The following is a 17,336-nucleotide window of genomic DNA, read 5'->3' as shown; positions in this document are numbered from 1 at the left end:
CCCTTGAGCATAGAGGGGCTGGAGCCCGAGGCGCTGATGGCGCTGTCCCCGCGTCTGGCCCCGGCCACGATCCTGCTGGCCTCGCGCCACCCGATCCTGTCGATCTGGCGCTTCAATACCGAAGCAGATGCCGCTGCGCCGCAGCCCGGGCCCGAGGCCGTCATGATCACCCGGCCCGGTTTTGACCCCGCGCCGCATCTGTTGCCGCCCGGCGGGCTGGTGCTGGCGCGCGCGCTTGACGGCACCGCCAGCCTGGGTGCCGCGCTGGAGGCCACGCTGGCCGCCGCCCCGCGGGCCGATATTGCCGGGCTTGTCACGCTGCTGCTTGGCTCCGCCGCCCTGACATCATAGAAAGCTATTGCCATGAATGCCCTGATTTCGCTGCATGATCGTATTTTCGACAGTTTGGAAACCCGCATCGCCCCGGCGCTGATGCCGACCCTGGCGCGGCTGGTCTTTGCCGGCACGCTGCTGATGTATTTCTGGAATTCCGCGACGACCAAGCTGGGCGAGGGGCTGGCCGGTCTTTTTCAGCCCGATTTCAATGCCTATGCGCAGATCCTGCCGCGCATGTCCGAGGCGGTGGGATATGATGCCAGCCAGCTTGGCAGTTTCTGGCGGCTGGTCGTGGTCGCGGCCACCTGGGGCGAGTTCATCCTGCCCTTCCTGATCTTGATCGGGCTGTTCACCCGGATCGGCGCGCTTGGCATGATCGGCTTTGTGGTGGCGCAATCCTGGGTCGATATTTTCGGCCATCGCGTGTCCGCCGCCGATCGCGGCAGTTGGTTCGACAGCGTCTCGGACGCGCTGATCTTTGACCAACGCGCCTTCTGGATCTTCTTGCTGCTGTTTCTGGTGGTCCGGGGCGGCGGGCCGCTCTCGGTCGATGCGCTGTTGCGGGCCCGGCGGGTGCCTCAGGTCAGCGCCGCCTGAACCGCGCTGCCCCAGCCCAGATAAAGCGCGCCATCATCCGTGCGGATCACCGGGCGTTTCATCAAGGCCGGATGGGCTGCGATCAGATCGACCGGTGCGCCTTGGCGCGCCGCCTCGCTCAAGCCGCGCCAGGTGGTTGAGCGGGTATTGAGCAGCGCCGCGCCAAAGGCGGCCTCGAACCGCTCCAGCATCTCGCGGCTCAGCGGTTCGGCCCGGATATCGACCAGCCGCACCTCATGACCCGCCGCCTTGAGCGCTTTGAGCGCCTTGCGGCAGGTATCACAGTTTTTCAGCCCGTAAATCTGCATTGCGCGCCCTTTCAGCCAGCCTTGGTTCCGATTCGCCGCACCCATTCCCGCAGCACCGCCCGTGGCCCCGCCGGGCGCAATTCCAGCGTCCCGAGCTCAACCCACTCCGCTTCATCAAATTCCGGGAAAAACGCATCCGCATCCGCGACCGTCACATCCACTTCCGTCACCAATAACCGGTCCGCCAATGGCAGCAGCGCCCGGTAAATCCCTTCGCCGCCAATGCCATAGAGGCGCAGATAGCCTGCCGCCTGGGCCGCTGCAACCGCCGCTTCGGGGCTGGCGCAGACATGCTCGGCCAGCCCGGCATCGCGGCTCACCACGATATTGAACCGCCGCGCCAGAGGTTTCACCGGCAGGCTGTCCCAGGTCCGCCGCCCCATGATGATGGCCCCGCCCAGGGTCTCGCGCTGGAAAAACTTCAGATCCTCGGGAATGGCCCAGGGCATGGCACCATCCTTGCCAATGGCCCCGTTGATCCCGCGTGCGACAATCAGGCTCAACATCGGCTACACCGCCACCGGCGCGCGGATGGCCGGGTCGGGATCATAGCCGTCAAAGGCAAAATCCTCATAGCGGAAATCAAAGATCGAGCCAACATCGCGGGTGATTCTGAGGCGCGGCAGATCATGCGGGGCCCGCGCCAATTGGGTCTGAACCTGCTGCATATGGTTGGAATAGATATGCGCGTCGCCGATCGAATGGATGAAATCGCCGGGCGCATAGCCCGTGACATGGGCCAGCATCTCCAATAGCAGCGCATAGGAGGCGATATTGAACGGCACGCCGAGAAACATGTCGGCCGAGCGCTGGTATAGCTGCAAATGCAGCCTGCCGCCGATGATGCGCACCTGCCACATGGTATGGCAGGGCGGCAAGGCCATGCGGTCGACCTCGCCGGGGTTCCAGGCCGAAACGATCAAGCGGCGGCTGTCGGGGGTTGCCCGGATGGCCTCGATCAGCCCCGTGATCTGGTCAACTTCGCCGATCACCCCATCCTCCAGCTTCGGGAAATGGCGCCATTGATGGCCATAAACCGGGCCAAGATCGCCATTTTCATCGGCCCAGGCATCCCAGATCGAAACACCATTATCCTTGAGATATGCGATATTGGTGTCGCCCGAGAGAAACCACAGAAGCTCATGGATGATCGAGCGCAGATGCAGCTTTTTCGTGGTCACAAGCGGGAAACCATCCCCCAGAGGATAGCGACATTGCAGCCCGAAATATGAGATCGTGCCGGTGCCGGTGCGGTCGCTCGACGTCTCGCCCTTGTCCAGCACCGTCTGCAAAGCCTCCAGATATTGCCGCATTGCTGCCCTTTCCCTTTCCCGCGCTTGCACATTGCGCCGCGTCGCGCTCAACCCGGTCAATTCCACGCCGCCTGGGCGGCGGCAACATCATTTCAGTCTCGGGAATCGCCTGCCTCTACATAGTGCATCAGGGGCGCGATGATCCGCAAGATAAAGGGTATTTCCCGGGGGTGATCGTGCTGGCGCGGCCCTATGGCGGTTTTGCCACCGCAACGCCCGTGATCCGCGATAACCGATCACCGGACCAGCCCGACCGCGCCCGCACAAAGTTTATCCCAAGGGGGAGGTGCCAAGCCGGGCCGGACAGGCTACCATTCATCGAAACCAAAGAAGGAGAGGGCGCGCCAATGTCCATCAAATATCTGCACACCATGGTGCGGGTTGCCGATCTTGAGGCAACAATGGGGTTTTTCCAGCTTTTGGGCCTGCACGAGACCCGACGCTGGGAAAACGAGAAAGGCCGCTTCACCCTGGTCTTCATGGCCCCGCCACATCAGCCCGAATGCCCGGTAGAGCTGACCTGGAACTGGGATGGCGACCCGGGCCTGCCATCCGATAGCCGCCATTTCGGGCATCTCGCCTATCGCGTCGATAATATCTATGAGCTGTGCCAGCAATTGATGGAGGCCGGAGTCACCATCAACCGCCCGCCCCGCGACGGCCACATGGCGTTTGTTCGCAGCCCCGACAATATCTCGATCGAGCTGTTGCAGGAGGGCGAAAACCTGCCCCCCGCCGAACCATGGGCCAGCATGGAAAACACCGGCCATTGGTAATCCGGGGCCTCATTCTGGCGCTTCTCGTGGCAGCACCGGCCCAGGCCCAGGCGCAAGCGCAGGATTGCCGGCTTGCGCTGCTTCTGGGCATCGATGTGTCGGCCTCGGTCGATCCGGCTGAACACGCGGTCCAGCGCAGCGGGCTGATTGCAGCGCTTTTGTCGCCTGAGGTCCAGGATCCGCTCTTTGCCGGCCCCGGCGTGGTCGCACTTGGCATTTATGAATGGTCGGGCCGGTTCCAGCAGGACATGATCGCCCCCTGGCGGCTGATGCGCAGCGAAGCCGATCTGCTGGTCGTGATCGAGCAATTGCAGGCCGCGCCACGTTCGACCGGGCAATACCCCACCGCGCTTGGCTACGCATTGGGCTATGCCGCCGATCAGTTCGCCGAGGCCCCGCCCTGCCTGTTTCAGACGCTCGACATTTCCGGCGATGGCCAGAACAATGACGGCTTCACACCTGATTTGGCCTATCAGCATTTTCCGCTCGATGATGTCACGGTGAACGGGTTGGCGATTGGCGGGGCCAGCCACGAGATCCGCGAATATTTCGAGCGCGAGCTTATCCGCGGACCCGGCTCTTTCGTGGAATATGCGCTGAACCATGACGAATTCGAGGATGCCATGCGCCGCAAGCTGGAGCGCGAATTGCGGGTGATGATCCTGGGGGCCTTGGACAGTCCCGCCCGGCCCGGCTGACCCGCCTTCTTTGTGCGTCAAATATCCTGGGGGTCCGGGGGGGAACCCCCCGAATGGGGTGGGTGGGCGGGCCCACCTGCCCCCAACCTGTCTCAGACGCTCAGTAATGCGGCCGCGATCCGGCGTCCCTCAGCCAACAAAACGTTATAGGTCCGCGCGGCGGCGGCTGTGGCCATGACCTCAACCCCGATCCCCGCCGCTTCCAGCCGGGCGCGCAGATCGCCCTGGACCGGTGCAATCTCGGCCCCCATGCCGATCAACAGCACGTCAACCTGACCGGCCAGTGCCAGCAGAGCGGCTTCATCCGTCAGCCCGCCCCAGGGGGTCACGCCGCCGGGATGGCAGATCACCGCCCCCCTGATCACCGCGCCGCCAAGGCGGAAAAACCCCGGGCCATATCCCTCTACCGGTTTCGCATCGCCATAGCCGATCTCATGCAACTGCATCCAGGCCCCCTTTCCTCAATCCCACAGCGGCAGCCCCGACAGGGCCGAAAACGAGATGATCGCATAGGCCGCCCAACTATAGAACCGCTCATATTCCGGCCGAAACAGCCGCCCGCCCAGAATATTACCCGCCAGATAGGGCAAGGTCACCACCACACCGGTCCAGAACGCCACCACCTCCATCCGTCCAGAGACAGACAAAAGGCCCAGCATCAGCACATCCGCCCCCAGAAGATAGAGCATCAGATTGGCCCGCACCACCGGGGCCGGCAGCGGTGCCGCCATGTAGATCATGATCACCGGCGGCCCCGGCAGCCCCACCGCGCCAAACAGAAACCCGCCCAACATGCCGGTCAGATAGATCATCCAGCGGCGCAGAACCCCGCGATAGCGCCAGCCCAGAACCAGCAAAACCAACAGCAGCAGAGACACCACCGATACGCCGTATCGAAAAATTTCGGGCGCGACCGAGGTCAGGATCAGCAGGCCAACCGGCAGGGCAACCACCAGCCCGGCACAAAGCCGCAGCACATCGCCACGATGCGCATCGCGCAGCGCGCGCGGCACATTGGGCAGCGGGCCGACAAGATCCATCACCGCCAGCACAACCAGCGCGCCCAGCGGGCTCAGCACCTGGCCCGCCACCGGCAGAAACACCATCGCCGTGCCAAATCCCGAAAACCCGCGCACCACGCCCGCGGCCACCGCAGCGATCACCAGCCAGACCAGCCCGGGTTGCCCCAGGGCGGTCCAGAATGGATCAGGCATCTATATTGGCAAAAGTCGTGCCGGCACCACCGCCATCGGTCTTGGTCCAGTCGCGCGTGACACCCAGGCGCAGCAACACCGCCGAGGCGATAAAGACCGAACTATAGGTGCCCACCACAACGCCCCAGATCATCGCAAAGACAAAACCGCGGATGACATCGCCGCCCAGCACGAACAACGCGATCAGTGCCAGCAGCGTCGTGACCGAGGTCATCACCGTGCGGCTCAGCGTTTCGTTGATCGACAGGTTCAGCACTTCCTTCAGCGGGCGTTTCTTGTATTTGCGCAGGTTTTCGCGAACCCGGTCGAACACCACCACAGTATCGTTCAGCGAATAGCCGACAATGGTCAGAAGTGCGGCGATGATCGCCAGATCGAAACGGATCTGCAATGCGCTGAAAATACCGATGGTCAAAACCACGTCATGGACCAGCGCCGCCACCGCACCCAGAGAAAACTGCCACTCGAAGCGCAGCCAGATATAGATCAGCACCGCACCGATGGCCAATATGACGGCCAGGATGGCGGTCTGCACCAATTCGCCCGACACGGTCGGCCCGACGCTTTCGACCGATGGGAAGGTGAGCGAGGGATCAACCTCCAGCAAAGCCGCCTCTATCGCGGCGATGGTTTCGGGCAACACCGATTCCTGCCCGTCCTGGGCCTGAATATTGACCATTGTGACAAAGCGATCAGCGGCAAAGGTCGGGTCGAAAACTTCGGTGATCGACACATCGCCCAGATCCAGCCCGCTCAACGCGGCGCGATAATCGGCAACCTCAACCGGCGATGTCGCCTCGGTGCGGATCGTGGTGCCGCCGCGAAAATCAATACCGAAATTCAGCCCGACGACAAAGAACAGCACGATGGAGGCAATCACCGCAATGGTCGAGGCGCCAAGTGTGACACTGCTCAGGCGGAAAAAGTCCAGATTGGTGGTGCCGGGCACAAGTTTGAGACGCATGGGCTAAACCTCGATTTTCTTGGGGCGGCGGCGTTCAAACCAGGTCACCAGGATCAGCCGGGTCACAAAAAGCGCCGTAAAGACCGAGGTGATAATGCCCAGGCCCAGCGTGATCGCAAAACCGCGCACCGGCCCCGACCCCATCACGAACAGGATCACGGCTGTGATAAATGTGGTGATATTGGCATCATAGATGGCCGATCGCGCCTTTTCATAGCCAAGCTCGATCGCGCGGGCCGGGCCTTTGGCGGTTTTCAATTCCTCGCGGATCCGTTCGAAAATCAGCACATTGGCATCAACCGCCATACCGATGGTCAGCACGATCCCGGCAATTCCCGGCAGCGTCAGCGTGGCCCCGATGGCGGAGAGCAGGCCAAAGATGAGCCCCACATTGATGATCAGCGCGATATTGGCAAAAAGACCGAACAACCCATAGCCCAACCCCATGAAGACCAGCACCAGCAGGCCCGCGACAATCGCGGCGACCTTGCCCGCCGCAATGCTGTCTGCGCCCAGTTCCGGCCCGATGGTGCGTTCTTCCAGAAAGGTCAGACCGGCAGGCAGCGCACCGGCGCGCAGCAACACGGCCAGTTCGGTTGATTCCACGGTCGTGAAATTGCCGGTGATCTGGCCAGAGGCCTGGCAGATGCGTTCCTGGATCGTCGGCGCGGTGATCACCTCGCCATCGAGAACCACCGCAAAGAGCGCACCCACATTTTCCTCGGTGTAATTGCAAAAGATCCGCCCGCCCGTGGTGCTGAGCCGGAAGGTGACGGTGGGCCGCCCGTTCTGGTCAAAGGCCGGTTGAGCATCGGTCAGCATCTCGCCGGTCAGAACCGGGGTCGCCTCCAGCCGGTAGAAAACGCTTTCATCGTCGCGGTCCGGCACGATGATCTCGCGCGCGGCGCGTTCGGCATCGGCGCTGGTCGCGCGCCCCGTGACCGGGTGAAATGTGAGCCGCGCCGTGGTGCCGATCAGGCGTTTCAATTCTTCGGCGCTGTCGATGCCCGGCACCTGGATCAGGATCCGCCGGTCGCCCTGGCGCTGAATGGTGGGTTCGCGCGTGCCGACCTCATCGACCCGGCGGCGCACGATCTCGACCGATTGCAGCATGGTCCGGTCGTCCGTGGCGGCGCGTTCGGCCTCGGACAATTGCACCACGATCATATCGCGATCGGCGCGCACATCGAGCGTCGAGGCCCCGACGCCGGTCAGGCTGACCACCGGCTGCGCCAGTTCACGCACCGCCGCAACGGCCGCCTCGATCCCGTCGGCGTTTGATATCCGCACCCGCAATTGCCCCGGCGGCGCATCCTGGCGGCGCACTGTGCCGACCTGATCACGCACATCGCGCAGCGCTTGGCGGACCTCTGGCCACAGGCCGTCCATCCGGGCGGCATAGACTTCCTCGACCTGAACTTCGGCCAGCAGATGCGCGCCACCGCGCAGATCCAGCCCCAGATTGACCAGCGTCGAGGGCAGGAAACTCGGCCATGCAGCCAGATCTTCGGCCAGCGCTTCCGGGTCGCCCCCTGCATCCTCGATCAGCGTCAGCGCATCATTGCGCCGTTCGACCTGGCTGTAAAACAGGTTCGGCATCGCAAAGGCGAGGCCCAGAACCACGACACCCCAGATCAGGGTTCGGTTCCAAAGGGGGATATTCAGCATGAGGGTGCCTTCGCGTCGGAGGTTATTCGCTGGCCGGTTCGGTCTTGTTCACGACCCGCGCGATGGTCGAGCGCACGACGCGCACTTTCACACCCTCGGCCAGTTGCACCTCGACCTCCGCGTCATCCTTGACCTTGGTCACCTTGCCCATCAGCCCGCCCGCGGTCACCACTTCATCGCCGCGCCGCAGCGCTGCCACCATCGCCTCATGCGCCTTGCGCTGCTGCTGCTGCGGCCGGATCATCAGGAAATACATAATCGCAACGATGGCGATCAACGGTAGAAAGCTGCCAATGGCGTCCATATCGGTTGTGTCCTTTGTTTTGTGGCGGGCCTTTGACCCTGCAAAATCCGCGGCACGTTACTGGCGGGGCGGCAGAAGCGCAAGGCGATGCCCCGGCTTTTCAGTGCCCCTCCGGCTGCCCTGTTCGGCATATGGGAAAGCTCTGGTGAATGGCAATCGTGAAATCACCTGCCGCGAAAAAAGACCGGGCCCGGCATGGTCCGGATGTGCATGGCCGGTGGATGGCCGTTTTCGGGTTCAAACCGGCACCGCTTTGGTGCATAGATCACCCGAAACATCCGCCCGCATGAGGCCCCCAAATGCACGATATCCGCGCCATCCGTGACAACCCCGACGCTTTCGACGCCGCCATGGCAATGCGGGGCCTGCCGCCGCAAAGCCCCGCGATTCTGGCGCTGGATGCGGCCCGCCGTGCCGCGATTGCCGCCTCTGAAGCCGCGCAGGCCGAACGCAACGCAGCCTCAAAGGAAGTCGGCCGCGCCAAGGCCAGCGGCGACGAGGCTGAATTTGAACGTCTGCGCGCCTTAGTGGCTGAAAAGAAAGACGAAATCGCGGCGATGGAGGAGGAGGCAAAAACCAGAGATGCCGCATTGCGCGATCTGCTGGCGGGCCTGCCGAACCTGCCCTATGAGGACACGCCCGTCGGCACCGATGAGGCCGATAATGTCGAGATCCACCGCTGGGGCACCCCGCGCAGCTTCGCCTTTGCGCCGCAGGAACATTACCAGATTGGCGCCGTCCAGGACGGCATGGATTTCGAGACCGCGGCCAAGCTTTCGGGCGCGCGTTTCGTGATGCTGTCGGGCGGCGTGGCCCGGCTGCACCGCGCCCTGGCGCAATTCATGCTGGATCTGCATACGGGTGAACACGGGCTGACCGAAGTGAACACGCCGGTTCTGGTGCGCGAAGAGATGATGTTCGGCACCGGTCAATTGCCCAAATTCGGCGAAGACAGCTATCAGACCCGCGAAGGTTGGTGGCTGATCCCGACCTCCGAGGTGACGCTGACCAATATCGTCAATGACACCATCATCGAGGAAAACGCCCTGCCGCGGCGCTACACCGCCCATTCGCTGTGTTTCCGTTCCGAGGCCGGCAGCGCCGGCCGCGACACCTCCGGCATGTTGCGTCAGCATCAGTTTGAAAAGGTCGAGATGGTTTCGATCACCCATCCCGACCACAGCCGGGCTGAGCTGGACCGCATGACCGGCTGCGCGCAGAGCGTGCTGGAACGGCTGGACCTGCCCTATCGCACCGTTGTTCTGTGCACCGGCGATATGGGGGCCGGCGCGCGCCGCACGCATGATATCGAGGTCTGGCTGCCGGGGCAGAATGCCTATCGTGAGATCAGCTCCTGCTCGGTTTGCGGCGATTATCAAGCCCGCCGCATGAACGCCCGGTTCCGGCCTGCGGGCGGTGGCAAGCCGGAATTTGTTCATACGCTGAATGGCTCGGGCCTGGCGGTCGGGCGCTGCATGATCGCGGTGCTGGAAAACGGCCAGCAGGCGGATGGATCGGTCACACTGCCCGCCGCGCTGCACCCCTATCTGGGCGGCAAGACCCGGTTGACCTCTGAGGGTTTTCTTACCTGAATACCACCGCTCAACACCCTGATATCAAAGATAATGGCGGATCATGCCGGTCAGCGAACGCGCCATATGGGCCGCACCGGAACGGCCAGATCCCAGGCCGCGCTGATGAATCAGCATCTGCGGCGGGTCTGTGGCATCGCGCTCAGAACCGGTTCGCCCAGACGCGCGAGATTGGTCTGGTTGCCGGCGCGCGGCGAGAACCAGGTGCGTCACAGAAAATGGCGATCCGTTTCATCGCGCGCCACCTTTCATGGTTGATTGGCGCCCCAAACACGCCCTTTACCGGCCCCGGCCCCTCCGCTAACACCGATGAGGAAATATTAGGGGCCGCCCATGCGCATTCTGATCACCAATGATGATGGCATCAACGCAGCGGGGCTGCATGTGCTGGAGGCGATTGCCGCCGAGATCGCAGGCCCGGGTGGTGAGGTCTGGACCGTGGCCCCGGCCTTTGAACAATCCGGCGTCGGCCATGCCATCAGCTATACCCAGCCCACGATGATTGCCGAACTGGGCCCGCGCCGATACGCCGCCGAAGGCTCGCCTGCCGATTGCGTATTGGCCGGATTGCATGACGTGATGAAGGATGGCCCGCCCGATCTGGTGCTGTCAGGTGTCAACCGGGGCAATAACTCGGCCGAAAACGTGCTCTATTCCGGCACCATTGGCGGCGCGATGGAGGCCGCATTGCAGGGCGTGCGCGCCATTGCGCTGTCACAGTATTTCGGGCCGGATAATCGCAGCCTTGCCGATCCGTTTGAAGCATCGGTTCAGCACGGGGCGGCCACGATCCGCGCCCTGCTGGAGCGCGGCGATTGGGCCGGTGATGATTACATGACCTTCTACAATGTCAATTTCCCCCCCGTGGCGGGACCCGATGTCAAGGGCATGCGGGTGGTGGCGCAGGGCCGGCGCAGGGGGGTGAATTTCCGCGTTGAACCCACCAAATCGCCGGCCGGGCGGCGGTTTTTATGGGTCGCGGGCGGTGCGCAGAATGTGCCCAGCGCGCCTGGCACCGATGCCCATGCCAATCTGGCCGGCCATATTTCGGTCACGCCGCTGCGCGCTGATCTGACCGCGCATGACCTGATTGCCGATCTGAAGGCGCGTATCGAATGACCTGGGATGCCGATCGAAAAATGCAGTTTCTGTTTGCCCTGCGCTCAAAAGGTGTCACCGATGCGCGCACGCTCGGGGCGATGGAAAAGGTTGATCGCGGTCTGTTCGTGCGCGGCCATTTCGCGGCCCGCGCCTATGAGGACATGCCGCTGCCGATTTCATCGGGTCAGACAATCAGCCAGCCCTCGATTGTCGGGTTGATGACGCAGGCGCTGAATGTGCAGCCGCGCGACAAGGTGTTGGAGGTGGGCACCGGATCGGGCTATCAGGCCGCGATCCTCAGCCATCTGGCGCGCCGGGTCTATACCGTTGACCGCCACCGCCGCCTGACCCGCGAGGCCGAGAAGATCTTTGATGCGCTGGATCTGCACAATATCACGGTGATCACCGGCGATGGCAGTTTCGGCCTGCCCGAGCAGGCCCCGTTTGATCGCATCATCGTGACGGCGGCGGCCGAAGATCCGCCCGGGCCGCTGCTGGCGCAGCTGAAAGAGGGCGGTATCATGGTGCTGCCGGTGGGCCAGTCCGATGCGGTGCAAAGCCTGATCAAGGTCACCCGGCGCGAAGGCAGGCTGCATTACGACGAACTGTGCCCGGTGCGCTTTGTTCCGCTCATTGAAGGTCTGGGCCACGAATGAACGGCCAAGGGGCTGGATTGCGGCCCCGGTTTGCGTGTAGAAGCCTCGCAAAACATAATGCCCCGCCGCCAAGGCGTGTGGCACCGAGTCATATTGAGGACACCCCAACCCATGCCCCGCCTGCCAATCATTGCCCTTGGACTGATCCTGCCCCTGCTGGCCGCCTGTGTCGGCCCCGGCGGCATTGATTTCGATTTCCGTGGCAATGGCGTCGGCTCTGGCGGGCAATCACCCACAACCGCGCCCCGGCCCGAACCCGACGCCTTTGGCCTGATCACCTATCCGACCTATCAGGTCGTGATCGCGCAACGCGGCGACAGCGTCACCGATGTGGCCAACCGCATCGGCGTGGATGCAGGCGAACTGGCGCGGTTCAACGGGCGCAATCTGGGCGATCCGCTGCGCCAGGATGAAGTGTTGGCCCTGCCCCGCCGTGTGACACCTGCGGAGGGCGCAACCGGGGCCGATGATATCACCTCCATCGCCTCGGCGGCGATTGATCGGGCCGATGCAGCCGCGCCTGCCGCCGCCAATACCGCCGCGGTATCGGTCCAGGATGGGTCTGAACCGGTGCGCCACCGCGTCGCGCGCGGCGAAACCGCCTATTCGATCTCGCGGCTTTACGGCGTGTCCGTCCGCTCATTGGCCGATTGGAACGGGCTTGGCCCCGAACTGACGGTGCGCGAGGGGCAGTATCTGATTATCCCGCTGATCCTTGAGCCAGTAAATTCAGCTGCCGATGGTCAGGCCCCCGGCGCGTCGGTCACGCCGTTGCCGCCATCCGCGGCCGATCCGCTGCCCGAAGCCATCGAGACCGCCGAATTGCCTGACGCGCCCGACCTGACCGCGCCAACGCCCGATCTGGTCGAAGAACCCGTGCAATCTGCCGCCACCGCCAGCACCGCGACCATGCAATGGCCCGCGCAGGGCGAGATCATTCGCGATTTTTCCGGCAGCAGCGAGGGTATCGACATTGCGGCCAGTGCCGGCACATCCGTGACTGCCGCCGCAGATGGTGAAGTTGCGGCCATCACGCGCGATACCGATCAGGTGCCGATTCTGGTCCTGCGCCATCCGGGCAACCTGCTGACAGTCTATGCAAATATCGACAATATCCGGGTTGAGCGCGGCGACCGCGTCAGCCGCGGACAAAGGATCGCCGATATCCGCGCGGGCGATCCGGCATTCCTGCATTTCGAGGTGCGGCAAGGTTTCGACAGCGTCGACCCGATGCAATATCTGCCATAAAGCACGTCTCGCAATAGCTGAGACAGGGTGCATTGCCTGGCGCGTTGAAATCTCGGATTTCAGGCAGCGTCGCCTGAGCCGGGTTTTTCCGAAAGGGCCACAAGGCTCAGATACGCACCCCCCTGCGCCCGGCCAGGTCGATGAAATACTGCCAGGCCACCCGGCCCGACCGCGCGCCGCGTGTGGCTTGCCATTCTATCGCCTCGGCGCGCAGGGTATCGTCATCAACCGACACGCCGTAAGCGGCGCAATAGGCCCGGATCATGGCCAGGTAATCATCCTGGTTGCAGGGGTGAAACCCCAGCCAGAGGCCGAAGCGATCCGATAGAGAAACTTTCTCCTCCACCGCCTCGGACGGGCTGATGGCCGAGGAACGTTCATTCTCGATCATATCGCGCGGCATCAGGTGGCGGCGGTTGGACGTGGCGTAAAAGATCACATTGTCGGGCCGACCCTCAACCCCGCCATCCAGAACCGCCTTCAACGATTTGTAATGCTGGTCGTCATGGCCGAAACTCAGATCATCGCAAAACAGGATGATCTGGACCGGTGCCGCGCGCAGGATGGTCAGAAGCCGCCCGATCGAGGGCAGGTCTTCGCGCTGCATCTCGACCAGTATCAAGCCTGCGAAATCCGCCTGAACATCGGCATGTATCGCTTTGACAAGGGATGATTTTCCCATGCCGCGTGATCCCCAGAGAAGGGCGTTGTTGGCGGGTAGACCGGCGGCAAACTGGCGCGTGTTCCGGTCCAGTATGTCGCGCGCGCGATCAATGCCCAGAAGCAGGCTCAGATCGACGCGATTGACCTTTGGCACCGGTTCCAGCCGGTCAGGGTCAACATGCCAGACAAAAGCGCCGGCAGCGGTCCAGTCCGGCACATCGGCGGGCGCGGGGCTGAGCCGTTCAAGCGCCGCCGCGATCCTTGCCAGGGCATCTGCGCTCATTCCGCGCTGTCCTCGGACAGATTCTCCTCTTCCTCATCCAAGATGCCTTCTTCGCGCAATTCCCGGTCCCGCTTGCGTTCGACCAGACGCACAAGCTGAATGGAAATTTCATACAGGCCATAGACCACAACAAAGAGGATAAGCTGCGTAATCACATCGGGCGGCGTCACCAGCGCGGCCAGGAACAAAATGCCCACAACCGCATATTTCCGCATGTTTCCAAGCCCTTCGGCAGAAACCAGACCGGCCTTGCCCATCAGGGTCAGCAGCACGGGAAGTTGGAAACAGATGCCAAAGGCAAAGATGAATTTCAGTTCAAGATCCAGCGATTCCTTGACCGAACCCAGAAACACGGTCTGAAGCGAACCATCTGCTCCCGGCTGGCCATCCGCGCCGACGCCCGCCACCAGACTGGCCAGCGTCGGGATGACATCGGAAAAGCCGATGAAAAACCGCATGGCCAGCGGCGTAACCACGAAATGCGCAAAGGACGCGCCCAGAAGAAACAGCAGCGGCGAGGCAATCAGAAAAGGCAAAAACGCATTCTTTTCAGTGCGGTAAAGGCCCGGAGCCACAAACCGCCACATCTGGTGCGCAATGACAGGAAAGGACAGACCAAAGCCAACGACGACCGAAATCCGGATCAGGGTAAAGAACTTTTCCTGCGGGGCGGTGAAGATCAGCCGCGGGTCCTCGCCGCGTTCGCGCAGAATATCGGCGATCGGCTGAAACAGGAATTCGAGAATTGCATCCGACACGGTGAAGGCGGCGATCATCGCCACGACAAAAGCCAGCGCCGATCGGATCAACCGCGTCCTGAGCTCGGCCAGATGCTCAATCAGCGGCGCGGCGCTGTCCTCGATTTCTTCTTTTTTCATTGCTCAGTCGCTTCGCTGCCCGATGCCGCCGGGGCCGGCGGCGTGCCCTCAGCAGGTGGCGTTCCCGGCAGCGGGTTGCGCGCGGCCACGGATGCACGCGCGGACTCGGCCCTTTTGCGCACGGCGTCAGCACGTTCGCGCGCCAGACGCTCCGTATCGGTTTTCGGCTCTTCGCCGTCCTTGGGAACCCATTTATCCATCGACGCACCCGCCTTTTTCAACGCGTCCTTCCCCATTTTTCCGGGGTTGGCCATATTGCGCAGGTCCTTGCCGAAATCGGTGGCTCCGCGAATGTCATTGGAAATATCATCCAGCCCGGATTCGCTGGCGGCCGCGTTCATCGTGGTCTGGAATTCGCGCGCCATCGCCTTCAGCCGCCCGGTCATCTGACCAAGCGTGCGAAACATTTTGGGAAGGTCCTTTGGCCCCACGACGATCAACGCCACAACGCCAATAACCATCAGCTCCCACATGCCAATGTCAAACATGGGCGGCCCTCAAATTACCACAATTTCCGCCGGCTCAGGCGTTTTCGCGGTCGCGTTCGGGGGTCACGTCCAAGGCGGTTTCGCCTGCGTCATCAGCGGCATCTTCGATCTCTTCGGTGCCTTCACGCACACCGCGCTTGAACGAGGTGATGCCTTTGCCGACCTCCCCCATCAAACCGGCGATCTTGCCACGGCCAAACAGCACCAGAACAACAACCGCAATCAGCAGGATGCCCGGCAGGCCAATATTGTTGAGCATGTCTCTATCTCCCTTTTCCGGCAGGCCATGTCGCGCGCCCGCCGTCGTTGTCACTGCCTAGATGTATGGACTCTCGGCCCGGGATCAAAGCCCCAATCTGACGCATTGGCCCAGATTCTGGCGTAAATCTGCGTGCATATGCGCTATTTCGCGAACACAAAGCAGCGTTCGCGGCGCACGGTCAGCCACAACGCCATGCCCGGCTTGGGCAGGAAAACCGCGGGAACCGTCGCCTTCAGGATCTGATTGTTGAAATCCATGCGAAACTCAACCAGGCTTTCATGGCCCATGAACCGGGCCCGTTCGACCACCCCGCGCGCAGGCACGCCCTCGCGCGGGGTCGGGTTGGGGCCGCGCCCGCCGCGATCAAAGTCGATCTTGACATATTGCGGCCGAAAAACGATCTCGACCTCGGTGCCGTCGGGATGGCCGGGGGCCAGAAACTGGCCAAAGGCCGTATCGGTCAGCGCGCCCTGCACTTTGCCGGTGATCACGTTGATATCCGAGAAAAACGCCGCCGCGTCCTTGTCGCAAGGCGCATTGTAGATGTTATAGGGCGCGCCCTGCTGCACGATCCGCCCGCCCCGCATCAGCGCAATCTGATCGGCCATGCGCATGGCCTCCTCCGGCTCATGGGTGACCAGAACCACCGCCGTGCCTTCGTCGCGCAGCAGGTCCAGTGTTTCATCGCGGATGCCGTCGCGAAGGCGGTTATCAAGGCCCGAAAACGGCTCATCCATCAGCATCACGGCCGGGCGCGGGGCCAGGGCACGCGCCAGCGCGACGCGCTGCTGTTCACCGCCCGACAACATATGCGGGGCGGTGTCGCCATAGCCCTGCAGATCCACCCGCGACAGCAATTCAGCCACCCGCGCGGCCCTTGCGGCCCGGCTGCCGGTCAGACCAAAGGCGATATTCTGAGCCACCGAAAGATGCGGAAAAAGGGCGAAATCCTGAAAGATCAGACCGACGCCGCGTGCCTCGGGCGGCAAATGCAGCGTGCCATCGGCCAGGGTCTGGCCATCGACGCGCACCCGGCCGCTGCTCTGGCGTTCGATGCCGGCAATGATCCGCAAGGTGGTGGTCTTGCCGCAGCCCGACGGCCCCAACAGGCACATGACCTGCCCGCGCGCGACACTAAGGGAAACATCACGCAGCACCGTCCGCCCGTCGAAATCACAGGTGACATGGTCAACTTCAAGGCGGGTGGAGGGCAGCACGTGGTCAGATATCCCGATCAATACCATCGGATTTTGCAGGTATCAGCCCCGCGCGCCTGTTTCAAGGCGTCGATCCTTGCGGTGCTGCCCCGTCATCGGGGCGACAGAGCTTCATTCAATTTCTTAGCTAATTCAGTTACCTTATTTGAATCTATTGTCGATTCAGCTTTATCCACAGGCTTGTCCACAGGTAAACAACCAACCGTTAACCATTTTGAAGGCATTTTGGTCGACAATATGACTCTGCTTCCGCATTTGCCCCTGGCGCAGGCTTCGGGGCAGCGAAAAGCCTCGATTTTCTGACCGGTTCGCATATTATGATCAAATTATTTCTTGAACCCGATGAATATTTGTGATTTTGGCCTCGGTTTTTCGCTAATTATCGTATTTGTATAATTTCTGACGGGGGGCATTTTGAGATTACTGCAATTTCTGTTCTTAAAATGAAATATTTCCGACCTGTAATTTCTGAAATTCATCTCGCTCCTGTCAAGAACACCGGTCCAGGATGGCTTACTTTTCCATATTTGACAGTATTCTGGTTTGATATTCTTCCCCACCTGAGATGCCATACCTGCGCGGGGCGTGATGCCGGCCATTCATTGGCGCATTGCGCCCAGGAAACCCTTTGATTTTTATCCCAGTCGGCCACAATTGAACATAATTATACATTTATTTCAGTTGCTTATATGGCATAGCTGAAGTGTATTAACGACGACGACATGCCCCCCTCGCGCCGGTTCTTTCGAAATTTCGGGCAACATGGCGGC

21 protein-coding genes and 1 pseudogene are annotated in these 17,336 nt (G+C 62.1%); 9 read left to right on the top strand and 13 right to left on the bottom strand.

All coding sequences use genetic code 11. The features are described 5' to 3' along the window. Nucleotides 1-351, top strand: a pseudogene (locus ACW8PS_RS03260) (DUF2063 domain-containing protein); the annotation flags it as partial. Nucleotides 352-363: 12 nt separating this feature from the next. Next, a complete protein-coding gene (locus ACW8PS_RS03255; RefSeq protein WP_491525837.1) occupies nt 364-933 on the top strand; it encodes a DoxX family protein in 570 nt (189 codons plus the stop codon). On the opposite strand, the gene ACW8PS_RS03250 is transcribed toward ACW8PS_RS03255, so the two are convergent. The 3 genes from ACW8PS_RS03250 to ACW8PS_RS03240 are packed head-to-tail and all read right to left on the bottom strand — an operon-like array spanning nt 915 to nt 2,554. After that, nucleotides 915-1,241, bottom strand: a complete 327-nt coding sequence (locus ACW8PS_RS03250) for an arsenate reductase family protein (protein ID WP_491525836.1) — start codon at nt 1,239-1,241, stop codon at nt 915-917. The two genes, ACW8PS_RS03255 and ACW8PS_RS03250, sit on opposite strands and share 19 nt — an antisense overlap. A gap of 11 nt (nt 1,242-1,252) precedes the next feature. Continuing rightward, nucleotides 1,253-1,747: a dihydrofolate reductase gene (locus tag ACW8PS_RS03245; RefSeq protein WP_491525835.1), complete on the bottom strand. Its 495-nt coding sequence runs from the start codon at nt 1,745-1,747 to the stop codon at nt 1,253-1,255. A gap of 3 nt (nt 1,748-1,750) precedes the next feature. After that, a complete protein-coding gene (locus tag ACW8PS_RS03240) occupies nt 1,751-2,554 on the bottom strand; it encodes a thymidylate synthase (RefSeq protein ID WP_491525834.1) in 804 nt (267 codons plus the stop codon). A gap of 347 nt (nt 2,555-2,901) precedes the next feature. Between ACW8PS_RS03240 and ACW8PS_RS03235 the strand changes: the two genes are divergently transcribed. Then, a complete protein-coding gene (locus ACW8PS_RS03235; RefSeq protein WP_491525833.1) occupies nt 2,902-3,330 on the top strand; it encodes a VOC family protein in 429 nt (142 codons plus the stop codon). Between the two features lie 26 nt (nt 3,331-3,356). Beyond that, nucleotides 3,357-4,028: a DUF1194 domain-containing protein gene (locus ACW8PS_RS03230; RefSeq protein ID WP_491525832.1), complete on the top strand. Its 672-nt coding sequence runs from the start codon at nt 3,357-3,359 to the stop codon at nt 4,026-4,028. A 92-nt stretch (nt 4,029-4,120) separates the two neighbouring features. Here the strand turns inward: ACW8PS_RS03230 and ACW8PS_RS03225 are convergent, their stop codons facing one another. From ACW8PS_RS03225 to yajC, 5 genes are read right to left on the bottom strand one after another with little or no spacing between them, the layout of a single operon-like run. Next, the gene (locus tag ACW8PS_RS03225) at nt 4,121-4,474 is read right to left on the bottom strand and encodes an Mth938-like domain-containing protein (RefSeq protein WP_491525831.1); all 354 of its coding nucleotides are present in this window, start codon (nt 4,472-4,474) and stop codon (nt 4,121-4,123) included. A gap of 15 nt (nt 4,475-4,489) precedes the next feature. Further along, nucleotides 4,490-5,242, bottom strand: a complete 753-nt coding sequence (locus tag ACW8PS_RS03220; protein ID WP_491525830.1) for a TSUP family transporter — start codon at nt 5,240-5,242, stop codon at nt 4,490-4,492. Continuing rightward, nucleotides 5,235-6,206 (bottom strand): protein translocase subunit SecF, encoded by a 972-nt coding sequence (gene secF, locus ACW8PS_RS03215; RefSeq protein WP_491525829.1) that lies wholly within the window; start codon nt 6,204-6,206, stop codon nt 5,235-5,237. The genes ACW8PS_RS03220 and secF overlap by 8 nt, the downstream gene beginning before the upstream one ends. A 3-nt stretch (nt 6,207-6,209) precedes the next feature. Continuing rightward, nucleotides 6,210-7,874: a protein translocase subunit SecD gene (gene secD / locus ACW8PS_RS03210; protein ID WP_491525828.1), complete on the bottom strand. Its 1,665-nt coding sequence runs from the start codon at nt 7,872-7,874 to the stop codon at nt 6,210-6,212. 22 nt (nt 7,875-7,896) lie between these two features. Beyond that, nucleotides 7,897-8,178 (bottom strand): preprotein translocase subunit YajC, encoded by a 282-nt coding sequence (gene yajC, locus ACW8PS_RS03205; protein ID WP_491525827.1) that lies wholly within the window; start codon nt 8,176-8,178, stop codon nt 7,897-7,899. A gap of 299 nt (nt 8,179-8,477) precedes the next feature. Between yajC and serS the strand changes: the two genes are divergently transcribed. The 4 genes from serS (at nt 8,478) to ACW8PS_RS03185 (ending at nt 12,775) form a co-directional block, all read left to right on the top strand. Then, on the top strand, nt 8,478-9,770 hold the full coding sequence (gene serS / locus ACW8PS_RS03200; RefSeq protein ID WP_491525826.1) for a serine--tRNA ligase: 1,293 nt from the start codon (nt 8,478-8,480) through the stop codon (nt 9,768-9,770). A gap of 333 nt (nt 9,771-10,103) precedes the next feature. Then, entirely contained in the window at nt 10,104-10,889 is a 786-nt protein-coding gene (surE, locus tag ACW8PS_RS03195) for a 5'/3'-nucleotidase SurE (RefSeq protein WP_491525825.1), read from the top strand. Further along, on the top strand, nt 10,886-11,527 hold the full coding sequence (locus ACW8PS_RS03190) for a protein-L-isoaspartate(D-aspartate) O-methyltransferase (RefSeq protein ID WP_491525824.1): 642 nt from the start codon (nt 10,886-10,888) through the stop codon (nt 11,525-11,527). The genes surE and ACW8PS_RS03190 overlap by 4 nt, the downstream gene beginning before the upstream one ends. 111 nt (nt 11,528-11,638) lie before the next feature. Further along, the gene (locus ACW8PS_RS03185; RefSeq protein WP_491525823.1) at nt 11,639-12,775 is read left to right on the top strand and encodes a peptidoglycan DD-metalloendopeptidase family protein; all 1,137 of its coding nucleotides are present in this window, start codon (nt 11,639-11,641) and stop codon (nt 12,773-12,775) included. 106 nt (nt 12,776-12,881) lie between these two features. Here ACW8PS_RS03185 and ACW8PS_RS03180 read toward each other — a convergent pair whose 3' ends face one another. The 5 genes from ACW8PS_RS03180 to ACW8PS_RS03160 form a co-directional block, all read right to left on the bottom strand. Further along, nucleotides 12,882-13,721: an ATP-binding protein gene (locus ACW8PS_RS03180; RefSeq protein ID WP_491525822.1), complete on the bottom strand. Its 840-nt coding sequence runs from the start codon at nt 13,719-13,721 to the stop codon at nt 12,882-12,884. Continuing rightward, nucleotides 13,718-14,599 carry a twin-arginine translocase subunit TatC gene (gene tatC / locus ACW8PS_RS03175; RefSeq protein WP_491525821.1) on the bottom strand — a complete coding sequence of 294 codons (882 nt, stop codon included), beginning with the start codon at nt 14,597-14,599 and terminating at the stop codon, nt 13,718-13,720. The genes ACW8PS_RS03180 and tatC overlap by 4 nt, the downstream gene beginning before the upstream one ends. Continuing rightward, nucleotides 14,596-15,087 carry a Sec-independent protein translocase protein TatB gene (gene tatB, locus ACW8PS_RS03170; RefSeq protein ID WP_491525820.1) on the bottom strand — a complete coding sequence of 164 codons (492 nt, stop codon included), beginning with the start codon at nt 15,085-15,087 and terminating at the stop codon, nt 14,596-14,598. Before tatB ends, tatC begins: the two co-directional genes overlap by 4 nt. A 34-nt stretch (nt 15,088-15,121) precedes the next feature. Beyond that, nucleotides 15,122-15,346, bottom strand: coding sequence for a twin-arginine translocase TatA/TatE family subunit (locus ACW8PS_RS03165; RefSeq protein ID WP_491525819.1), 225 nt, complete (start codon nt 15,344-15,346; stop codon nt 15,122-15,124). Nucleotides 15,347-15,489: 143 nt separating this feature from the next. Then, on the bottom strand, nt 15,490-16,593 hold the full coding sequence (locus ACW8PS_RS03160) for an ABC transporter ATP-binding protein (protein WP_491525818.1): 1,104 nt from the start codon (nt 16,591-16,593) through the stop codon (nt 15,490-15,492). On the opposite strand from ACW8PS_RS03160, the gene ACW8PS_RS03155 reads away from it, so the two are divergent. Further along, nucleotides 16,567-16,869: a hypothetical protein gene (locus ACW8PS_RS03155; RefSeq protein WP_491525838.1), complete on the top strand. Its 303-nt coding sequence runs from the start codon at nt 16,567-16,569 to the stop codon at nt 16,867-16,869. The genes ACW8PS_RS03160 and ACW8PS_RS03155 overlap by 27 nt on opposite strands. Nucleotides 16,870-17,336: the final 467 nt, after the last annotated feature.

This window comes from Alterinioella sp., assembly GCF_058343375.1.
The sequence above is the reverse complement of the archived record's forward strand: the minus strand, read 5'-3'. Positions and strand labels throughout refer to the sequence as shown.

What these genes read in the sequence shown, in the direction of transcription:
- ACW8PS_RS03190 (WP_491525824.1), top strand. Translation starts at nt 10,886, where the DNA reads ATGACCTGGGATGCCGATCGAAAAATGCAGTTTCTGTTTGCCCTGCGC.
- ACW8PS_RS03245 (WP_491525835.1), bottom strand. Translation starts at nt 1,747, where the DNA reads ATGTTGAGCCTGATTGTCGCACGCGGGATCAACGGGGCCATTGGCAAG.
- ACW8PS_RS03165 (WP_491525819.1), bottom strand. Translation starts at nt 15,346, where the DNA reads ATGCTCAACAATATTGGCCTGCCGGGCATCCTGCTGATTGCGGTTGTT.
- ACW8PS_RS03255 (WP_491525837.1), top strand. Translation starts at nt 364, where the DNA reads ATGAATGCCCTGATTTCGCTGCATGATCGTATTTTCGACAGTTTGGAA.
- secD (WP_491525828.1), bottom strand. Translation starts at nt 7,874, where the DNA reads ATGCTGAATATCCCCCTTTGGAACCGAACCCTGATCTGGGGTGTCGTG.
- tatB (WP_491525820.1), bottom strand. Translation starts at nt 15,087, where the DNA reads ATGTTTGACATTGGCATGTGGGAGCTGATGGTTATTGGCGTTGTGGCG.
- yajC (WP_491525827.1), bottom strand. Translation starts at nt 8,178, where the DNA reads ATGGACGCCATTGGCAGCTTTCTACCGTTGATCGCCATCGTTGCGATT.
- ACW8PS_RS03225 (WP_491525831.1), bottom strand. Translation starts at nt 4,474, where the DNA reads ATGCAGTTGCATGAGATCGGCTATGGCGATGCGAAACCGGTAGAGGGA.
- ACW8PS_RS03180 (WP_491525822.1), bottom strand. Translation starts at nt 13,721, where the DNA reads ATGAGCGCAGATGCCCTGGCAAGGATCGCGGCGGCGCTTGAACGGCTC.
- surE (WP_491525825.1), top strand. Translation starts at nt 10,104, where the DNA reads ATGCGCATTCTGATCACCAATGATGATGGCATCAACGCAGCGGGGCTG.
- ACW8PS_RS03250 (WP_491525836.1), bottom strand. Translation starts at nt 1,241, where the DNA reads ATGCAGATTTACGGGCTGAAAAACTGTGATACCTGCCGCAAGGCGCTC.
- tatC (WP_491525821.1), bottom strand. Translation starts at nt 14,599, where the DNA reads ATGAAAAAAGAAGAAATCGAGGACAGCGCCGCGCCGCTGATTGAGCAT.
- secF (WP_491525829.1), bottom strand. Translation starts at nt 6,206, where the DNA reads ATGCGTCTCAAACTTGTGCCCGGCACCACCAATCTGGACTTTTTCCGC.
- ACW8PS_RS03160 (WP_491525818.1), bottom strand. Translation starts at nt 16,593, where the DNA reads ATGGTATTGATCGGGATATCTGACCACGTGCTGCCCTCCACCCGCCTT.
- serS (WP_491525826.1), top strand. Translation starts at nt 8,478, where the DNA reads ATGCACGATATCCGCGCCATCCGTGACAACCCCGACGCTTTCGACGCC.
- ACW8PS_RS03240 (WP_491525834.1), bottom strand. Translation starts at nt 2,554, where the DNA reads ATGCGGCAATATCTGGAGGCTTTGCAGACGGTGCTGGACAAGGGCGAG.
- ACW8PS_RS03185 (WP_491525823.1), top strand. Translation starts at nt 11,639, where the DNA reads ATGCCCCGCCTGCCAATCATTGCCCTTGGACTGATCCTGCCCCTGCTG.
- ACW8PS_RS03220 (WP_491525830.1), bottom strand. Translation starts at nt 5,242, where the DNA reads ATGCCTGATCCATTCTGGACCGCCCTGGGGCAACCCGGGCTGGTCTGG.
- ACW8PS_RS03235 (WP_491525833.1), top strand. Translation starts at nt 2,902, where the DNA reads ATGTCCATCAAATATCTGCACACCATGGTGCGGGTTGCCGATCTTGAG.